Annotated in this window: 8 protein-coding genes and 1 pseudogene; 5 read left to right on the top strand and 4 right to left on the bottom strand. The window is 58.3% G+C overall.

Translation table 11 applies throughout. The annotated features are described in order from the left end of the window. The 3 genes and pseudogenes from HZS81_RS18060 to HZS81_RS10745 form a co-directional block, all read left to right on the top strand. Positions 1–110 (top strand): annotated as a pseudogene (locus HZS81_RS18060) (IS30 family transposase); the annotation flags it as partial. A 127-nt stretch (positions 111–237) separates the two neighbouring features. Next, entirely contained in the window at positions 238–636 is a 399-nt protein-coding gene (locus HZS81_RS10750) for a GFA family protein (protein ID WP_179930554.1), read from the top strand. A gap of 84 nt (positions 637–720) precedes the next feature. After that, on the top strand, positions 721–1,167 hold the full coding sequence (locus HZS81_RS10745) for a hypothetical protein (protein ID WP_179930553.1): 447 nt from the start codon (positions 721–723) through the stop codon (positions 1,165–1,167). Between the two features lie 5 nt (positions 1,168–1,172). On the opposite strand, the gene HZS81_RS10740 is transcribed toward HZS81_RS10745, so the two are convergent. The 3 genes from HZS81_RS10740 to uraH are packed head-to-tail and all read right to left on the bottom strand — an operon-like array spanning position 1,173 to position 3,470. Further along, positions 1,173–1,883, bottom strand: a complete 711-nt coding sequence (locus HZS81_RS10740) for a GntR family transcriptional regulator (RefSeq protein WP_179930552.1) — start codon at positions 1,881–1,883, stop codon at positions 1,173–1,175. 11 nt (positions 1,884–1,894) lie between these two features. Next, complete coding sequence (locus HZS81_RS10735; protein ID WP_179930551.1) at positions 1,895–3,094, bottom strand: urate hydroxylase PuuD; 1,200 nt, start codon at positions 3,092–3,094, stop codon at positions 1,895–1,897. A gap of 22 nt (positions 3,095–3,116) precedes the next feature. Then, on the bottom strand, positions 3,117–3,470 hold the full coding sequence (gene uraH, locus HZS81_RS10730; protein WP_179930550.1) for a hydroxyisourate hydrolase: 354 nt from the start codon (positions 3,468–3,470) through the stop codon (positions 3,117–3,119). Between the two features lie 133 nt (positions 3,471–3,603). Between uraH and uraD the strand changes: the two genes are divergently transcribed. Then, positions 3,604–4,143, top strand: a complete 540-nt coding sequence (uraD, locus tag HZS81_RS10725; RefSeq protein WP_179930549.1) for a 2-oxo-4-hydroxy-4-carboxy-5-ureidoimidazoline decarboxylase — start codon at positions 3,604–3,606, stop codon at positions 4,141–4,143. 150 nt (positions 4,144–4,293) lie between these two features. Continuing rightward, entirely contained in the window at positions 4,294–5,661 is a 1,368-nt protein-coding gene (locus HZS81_RS10720) for a uracil-xanthine permease family protein (RefSeq protein WP_179930548.1), read from the top strand. A gap of 61 nt (positions 5,662–5,722) precedes the next feature. Here HZS81_RS10720 and guaD read toward each other — a convergent pair whose 3' ends face one another. Continuing rightward, positions 5,723–7,069, bottom strand: a complete 1,347-nt coding sequence (gene guaD / locus HZS81_RS10715) for a guanine deaminase (protein WP_179930547.1) — start codon at positions 7,067–7,069, stop codon at positions 5,723–5,725.

Here is a 7,069-nt window from a genome sequence, read left to right as displayed (position 1 = left end):
AGCTGAACGATAGACCCAGAAAGCGGCTGGGATACCGAACCCCAGCCCAGGTGTTCTTAGGAGAATATTCAGGAGCACTAGAAACCGCGGGTGCTGCACTTATTAGTTGAATTCAGGGTTTCCGGAAGAAAGAGATGGGTTAAAATGCTGTATAACAAAGCGCTGCTATCGGACAAATTTTCCGCTGAGCTCCAAATTTGCCGCAGAGCGCGGCGTTATCACATATGGAGCTGAGAAATGAGCCTATCAGGTAGTTGCCTTTGTGGTGGCGTCCAATATGAAGTGAATGGCGACCTTAGTGACGTATACAACTGCCATTGCTCTATGTGCCGCAAGCTCCATGCGGCCGCTTTCCGAACCTGCGCAAAGGTGCAGGCCGATGACTGGCGAACCGTCAGAGGCGAAGAACTACTCAAAACCTACGAGTCGTCGCCGGGAGAGTTCAAGGTATTTTGCTCAAATTGCGGGTCAAGCATTCATACGAAGTTCAATGCAAAGCCGGAGGTCTACGCGCTTCCATTGGGCACCCTCGACACCGATCCAGGCGTGCATGCAGACCGCCATGTTTTCGTGGGCAGCAAGGCTCCGTGGTTTGAGATTACCGACGATTTGCCTCAGTTCACCGAGAATGACTGAGGCAGTGATAACAAGCCGCGTAAGTCAGACGTCCCTCCCTGACGGGCCGCCGCTTCGCTCCGAGTTAAAACTTAAGGAGATACTGTGCAGGATTCTTTAGCATTGACGGTAGCCGCTGGGGTTGCAGTTTTTATCCTGAGCCAATTTTTCATGAAGTTTATCCTTGATCCTGCGGTTTCATTGAAGGAAGTCCTTGGTGAGCTGAGCCACTTTTTCCTTTTCAATCAGGCAAAGATTACCAACGCTAACGGCACACAGGAGCTCCAGGACGGAGCAAAGATGTTGTCAGCACAGCTTCTTGCCAAGAAAGAAGCAATTCCGTCCTACAACGTTTTTGGGAAATTGCTTGGCCTCCCTGATGAAGAGTCCCTCGTCAATGCCGCTACAGAGTTAAACTACGTTGCGGGTCTCCTGAATGAAAACTATCCCGGAAAAAGCACCCCAGAAAGGGCGACGGAGATCAGTAAATGCATGGAAGGCATTCAGCACCAACTGAATGTTAGGGTGTCCTACCTTTCGAGTAGTCGCTGAGTTTTTCATCCCCCAAATATCTGCCGCAAATCGGGTACGTTCTCTTCCTCTTCGACCATCGATAGCGAGGCTTCGATGGCTTTTAGGTGGCGGCTCATAAAGGCTTTGGCGCGCTCGCCGTTGCCGGCTTCGAGATAGCCGATCAAGTCATCGTGGTCGTGGGATTCGCAGCCCAAGTGGCCGCGATGGCCGTAGACGGCGAGTATCAGCGATGAGCGCGAGCAAAGCCGCTCGACAAACTCTGCCAGGGCAGCGTTGCCTGATAGCTGCGCCAGACGCACGTGGAAGTCGGCCGATAGCCGAATAGCCACGCTTTGTTGGCCGCTGCGCAACGCTTGGCGCTCTTGGCGGGCCATGTCGCGCAGCTCCGCCGCTTCTTTTTTGCCCATGCGCCGTGCCACATCGGGCATTAAGCCGCACTCAATTAATTGGCGTGCGTCGAAAACGTCTTTGGCTTCGTCCGCCGTGGGGCGCGTCACGCTGGCACCTCGCCGTGGGGTTAACGTGACGAGCTGTTCTATCGCCAAGCGCTGCAGGATTTTACGAATACCGGTACGGCTGACGTTGAACACCTCGGCCAGGGCATCTTCGCGCAGCCGCGCGCCGGGCTTTAAGCGCTGCTCGATAATGGCGTCGCTCAACGCCTTATAAATCGCCTCGTGGCGCGCTTCGCCTTTTTTTTTCACCAACTTTGGTGCTCCCTGCGCATCGCTCATGGTGGCTCCTGTTATTCCTCCCAGGCCGCGATGATATCGCGCTCCTCAGCGGTCATGTTAGTGATGTTGCCCAGCGGCATATAGTGATTGCCCACGACTTGTTGAATGATCTCCCGCTGCTGCTTGATCTCGTCCCAGCTTTCAAACACATGGCCCGCCGGTGGCGCGCTAAAGCCGGCGTGCGCCGGGTCGCGGGCGTGACACTGCACGCAATGCTGCTCAATTATCGCGCTCACCTGTTCGCGACCGGGAGATCCTGCCTCCGCCGAGGCAGGGCCTGAAGCGCTTGGCGCGCCGACCCAAAACGCCAGCACAATCAAAGCCGCCCCGGCCACTAGATACCCCGGCTTATTGTGGCCTGCGTGCATGAGCACGAAGAACTGGCGAATCACCGCCCCGGCGAAGATAAGCAGCGCCATGACCACCCACGCGAGCTCGTGGGAATACAGAAACGAATAGTGGTTGCTGATCATCAACAGCACCACCGGCAGCGTGAAGTAGGTATTATGCACCGAGCGCTGCTTACCGCGCTTGCCATCCAACGGGTTGGGCGCCTCGCCCGCCTTCATGGCTTTCACCATGCGCCGCTGCCCGGGGATAATCCAGAAGAACACGTTAGCCGACATGGCCGTGGCCATCACCGCGCCGGTAAGCAGAAACGCCGCGCGCCCGGTAAACAACTGGGTACTCAGGTACGCCACTATGACCATCATCACCGCCACGGCAAGGCTTAGCAGGCCGTCGCGCTCCATGTTGGGGCTGATGCGCTTACACAGCTCGTTATAGACCACCCAGCCGCCAAGCAGAAACGCCAGCGCCAATAGGTTGGCCTGCCAGCCACTAAGCTCCGCCGCCCACGCCCAGGGGCTATTGGCATTCACCAGGTAAAATTCCGGGCTTGCCATGTACAGCACCACGAACAGGGCAAAACCGGTTAGCCAGGTGGTGTAGGCTTTCCAGAACGACCAATGCAAATCATTAGGCAGCTTGGCAGGCGCAGTGGTGTATTTCTGGTTGTGGTAAAAACCGCCGCCGTGAACGGCCCACATCTCACCGGACACGCCTTTTTCGTGGTCTTCCGCGGCTTTGGGTTTCCGCAGGCTGTTATCCAGCATCACAAAATAGATCGACTCGCCGATCCAGGCAATGGCCGCGATGACATGCAGCCAGCGCAGCAGCAAATTGACGACATCAACGATATAGCCGTACATGGCACTCTCCCTTTACGCGGCGTTAGCTGCCGCGATACGTGGTGTAGCCGTAAGGCGAGAGCAAAAGCGGCACATGGTAGTGCTGGCTGGCATCGGCGACGCCAAAGCGCAGCGGGATGACATCCAAAAAGAGTGGCTCGAAAGTGCTCTCTTGATGGCGGCGCAGGTAGTCGCCAGCGTGAAACACCAGCTCGTATTCCCCCACGGCAAACGCCTCGCCTTCCAGCAGCGGTGCGTCGCAACGGCCGTCGTCATTGGTGGTCACGGTGGCGAGGTGCTCGCGCCGCGTACCTGACAGGCGATACACATCGATGATGATGCCTTGGCCGGGGCGGCCATTCGCCGTATCCAACACGTGAGTGGTTAAGTATCCCATTTTGACTCCTTATTAGCGTCGGCGGTGAGGTGGAACGCGACCCGCTGAACGTTATTGATGAGTTTAGAGTACCTTCGGTCGATTTTATTGTATACAGTATCGAGAGCAAAACCCACACTATGCGGGAGATACCATGGCAACACATACCCCTCACTCCGTTCTTGAACCGCGCCCCAGCGCGCTCGATTTGGACGCCTTTGTGGCGCATTACGGCGATATTTACGAGCACTCCCCCTGGGTTGCCGAAGCCGCTTGGAGGCAAGGGCTAACACCCGAGCACGACACCCCCGACGCCCTCGCCGAGCTGATGGGAGAAAAGCTGCAGCAGGCCAGCAGCGACGAGCAGATTGCGGTGATTCGCGCCCACCCGGATTTGGCTGGCAAAGCGGCTCTGGCGGGGGAACTCACCTCTGACTCTAGTCGTGAGCAAGCCGGGGCTGGGCTGGATCAGTGTTCGCCCGACGAGTTCGCGCGCTTTGAACGCCTTAACAGTACGTACAAAGAGAAATTTGGCTTTCCGTTTATCATCGCCGTGAAAGGCTTGGATCGCCACGATATTTTGAACGCCTTTGAAGCCCGCATTGATAACGACTTAGCCACCGAGCGGCGCACGGCGATAGAACAGATTATTCGTATCGGAAAGCTGCGCCTGCGCGACCGCGTCAAGCGCTAGCCGCTTTCAGCACTATCGAGTGAACGCCTCGCCGCGTGATATCTTCCACCAAAGTGGTGATTGAAATTTATTTCTGTATACAATCTTATGTAGGAATGGATGCAATAAATCACCCTTGAAAGGCTAACAACGAACACAAAAAGGCTCGCTATGTCGTCTCATTCCCCAGACCAGCCCTCTCGCCCGTCACGGACGATTAACCAAAACCCCGACGCGATGCCGCCGCTTTCCAAGGCGATCCCGTTAGGGTTGCAGCACATTATGGCCATGTTTGCGGGTAACGTGACGCCTCCCATCATCATTGCCGGCGTCATTGGCGCCGGCACGGGTGAGCAGATTTTCCTCATTCAGGTGGCACTGTTTGTCGCGGGTATCGCCACGCTGGTTCAAACCATTGGTATGGGGCCTGTTGGCGCGCGCCTGCCCATTGTCCAGGGCACCAGCTTTGGTTTTCTGCCGGTGGCATTGCCGCTGGCAGGGTCTTTTGGGCTGGCGGCGGTACTCGGCGCGTCGTTCATTGCGGGCTTGCTGCAGGTCGTTTTAGGCACGTTTCTGAAAAAAATTCGCCACTGGTTTTCGCCTATTGTGACGGGGATCGTCGTGCTGCTGATCGGTATCACGCTGATGCCGGTGGGGATTAACTACGCAGCAGGTGGCGTCGGCGCCGATGACTTTGCCTCACCGACGAATCTGGGATTAGCGCTTTTTGTGCTGGTAGTCACGATCCTTGTGCACCAATTCGGGCGCGGCTTTTTAAAGGCATCGTCCATCCTCATCGGGTTAGTCAGTGGTTACCTCGTTGCTATTGCACTGGGCATGGTCGACTTCTCTAGCGTCACCGACGCGGCCTGGTTCGCCTTTCCCAAGCCGTTGCAGTACGGCATGGAGTTTCATCTGACCGCGATCATCGGCATGACGCTGATTATGTTTGTGGTCGGCCTGGAAACCATCGGCAATATTTCGGCGATCACAATGGGCGGCGCGGGGCGTCACGCCAAGGATCGCGAGCTATCCGGTGGTGTCATGGCGGATGGCGTCGCCACTTCGTTTGCCGCCCTGTTCAATACCCTGCCCAATACCGCCTACGCACAAAATGTCGGGCTCATTACCCTAACGGGAGTCGTCAGCCGCCACGTGGTCACCATTGGTGGCATCTTGTTGATCTGCATGGGGCTATTCCCCAAGCTAGGCGGGTTAGTCGCCGCCATGCCGCCCGCCGTGCTGGGCGGCGCGGGGGTTGTCATGTTTGGCATGATTGCGTCGGCGGGCTTGAAGATCATTCAGGAATGCGAGCTGGATCAACGCGCCATGTTGATTATCGCCGTCGCCATGAGCCTGGGCATTGGCCTGCCCGCGGTCGAGGCGATTGCCAAGACGATGCCCGGACAGGTGGGGTTGTTGTTGAAATCGGGCCTGGTCCCGGCGGCATTAGCTGCACTTCTGCTCGATGCGGTACTGCCGGGCAAACCCGACCGCCGCGAACGGCTGGCGCAAGAACAAGCGAAAGAACACGAGTAAAGAACCAGAGTAACGGCCACCCTGGCGGCGAGACATTCACCGCCAGGGGTTTAAACACTCACTATCCCTCATCACGCCGATGCTGGCAGCGGCCATTGGCCCAGGTCTCGGCAATCGCACGGTCATCGCCGAGCATCATCAAGGCAAAAAGCCGCTCGGCAAGCGTCTCACAGCGCGCGGTGCGCCGCGCCAGTAGCGGCGTTGCGCTAGTGTCCAGCACGACAAAATCCGCCTCCATCCCCTCGGCCAATCGGCCAATATTACCCTCTAGCGAGAGCGCCTTAGCGTTGCCCAGCGTCAGCGCATAAAAGCCCTGCCAGGCTGTCAGCGCCTGCCCGCGCAGCTGCCCAACTTGGTAAGCGGCTTTAAGCGTTGCCAGCCCGGAAAGGTCGGTGCCAGCGCCGATGTCGCTTGCCACACTCACCCCAAGCCCAGCCTCGCGGGCGGCGCGGCGGTCAAACAGGCCGCTGCCGAGAAACATATTGGAGCTGGGGCAGAAGGCGATATTGGCGCCGCGCTCGGCTAAGCGGGTACGCATGTTGTCGTCGAGATGGATGCCGTGGGCAAAGGTGCTGCGCGGCCCGACCAACCCCGATTGCTCGTAGACGTGCAAATAATCTTGGCTTTCCGGGAACAGCTCGGCGACCCAGGCGATCTCGCCGGTATTTTCGGCCAAGTGCGTCTGCAGCCACAGGCTGGGGTCGCTGCGCAAAAGCCCACCGGCAGCGTCGAGCTGCGCGCGGGTGGAGGTCGGGGCAAAACGCGGCGTGACGCTATACCCCAGGCGCCCCTTGCCGTGCCAGTCAGCGATCAGCCGCTCGCTATCGCGGATACCGCCGAGAGTGTCATCGGTGAGCGCCTCGGGGGCGTGGCGATCCATCAGTACTTTGCCGGCGAGCATCCGCAGCCCGCGGCGCTGGCTGGCGGCAAAGAAAGCATCGATTGACCCCGGATGGCTGGAACCAAACACTTGCGCCGAGGTAGTGCCCACGCGCAAAAGCTCTTCAAGAAACGCCTCGGCGATGGCATCGGCGTGCTCGCGTGCGGCAAAACGGCACTCTTCGGGGAAGGTGTAGTCGTTGAGCCAATCGAGCAGCTGGCGCCCAAACGAGGCCATGATGTCCAGCTGCACGTAGTGCACGTGGCTATCGATAAAGCCAGGCATGATGAGCTTACCGCGATGGTCGATGATCTCGATACCTTCGGGCAGCTGCGGCGCGAGGCGAGCGTAATCACCCACGGCGCGAATGCGACCATGTTCGACCCACAGCGCGCCATCGGCTAAATGGCGCACGCTGCCCGGCAGCGGCGTATCGTCATCGCCGGGGTCAGCGTCGAAACTTAACAGTTCGGCGCGCAGCACAAAGGCGCCGTTGCGGGGAGCGGTGGAAGCGTCAGTAGCAGTCAT

Source organism: Vreelandella salicampi, assembly GCF_013415105.1.
GTDB classification, from domain to species: Bacteria; Pseudomonadota; Gammaproteobacteria; order Pseudomonadales; family Halomonadaceae; genus Vreelandella; species Vreelandella salicampi.
The sequence above is the reverse complement of the archived record's forward strand: the minus strand, read 5'-3'. Positions and strand labels throughout refer to the sequence as shown.

Bases quoted from the DNA above. Each gene is read 5' to 3' on its own strand.
- HZS81_RS10750 (WP_179930554.1), top strand. From the start codon at position 238: ATGAGCCTATCAGGTAGTTGCCTTTGTGGTGGCGTCCAATATGAAGTG.
- HZS81_RS10740 (WP_179930552.1), bottom strand. From the start codon at position 1,883: ATGAGCGATGCGCAGGGAGCACCAAAGTTGGTGAAAAAAAAAGGCGAA.
- HZS81_RS10735 (WP_179930551.1), bottom strand. From the start codon at position 3,094: ATGTACGGCTATATCGTTGATGTCGTCAATTTGCTGCTGCGCTGGCTG.
- uraH (WP_179930550.1), bottom strand. From the start codon at position 3,470: ATGGGATACTTAACCACTCACGTGTTGGATACGGCGAATGGCCGCCCC.
- uraD (WP_179930549.1), top strand. From the start codon at position 3,604: ATGGCAACACATACCCCTCACTCCGTTCTTGAACCGCGCCCCAGCGCG.
- HZS81_RS10720 (WP_179930548.1), top strand. From the start codon at position 4,294: ATGTCGTCTCATTCCCCAGACCAGCCCTCTCGCCCGTCACGGACGATT.
- guaD (WP_179930547.1), bottom strand. From the start codon at position 7,069: ATGACTGCTACTGACGCTTCCACCGCTCCCCGCAACGGCGCCTTTGTG.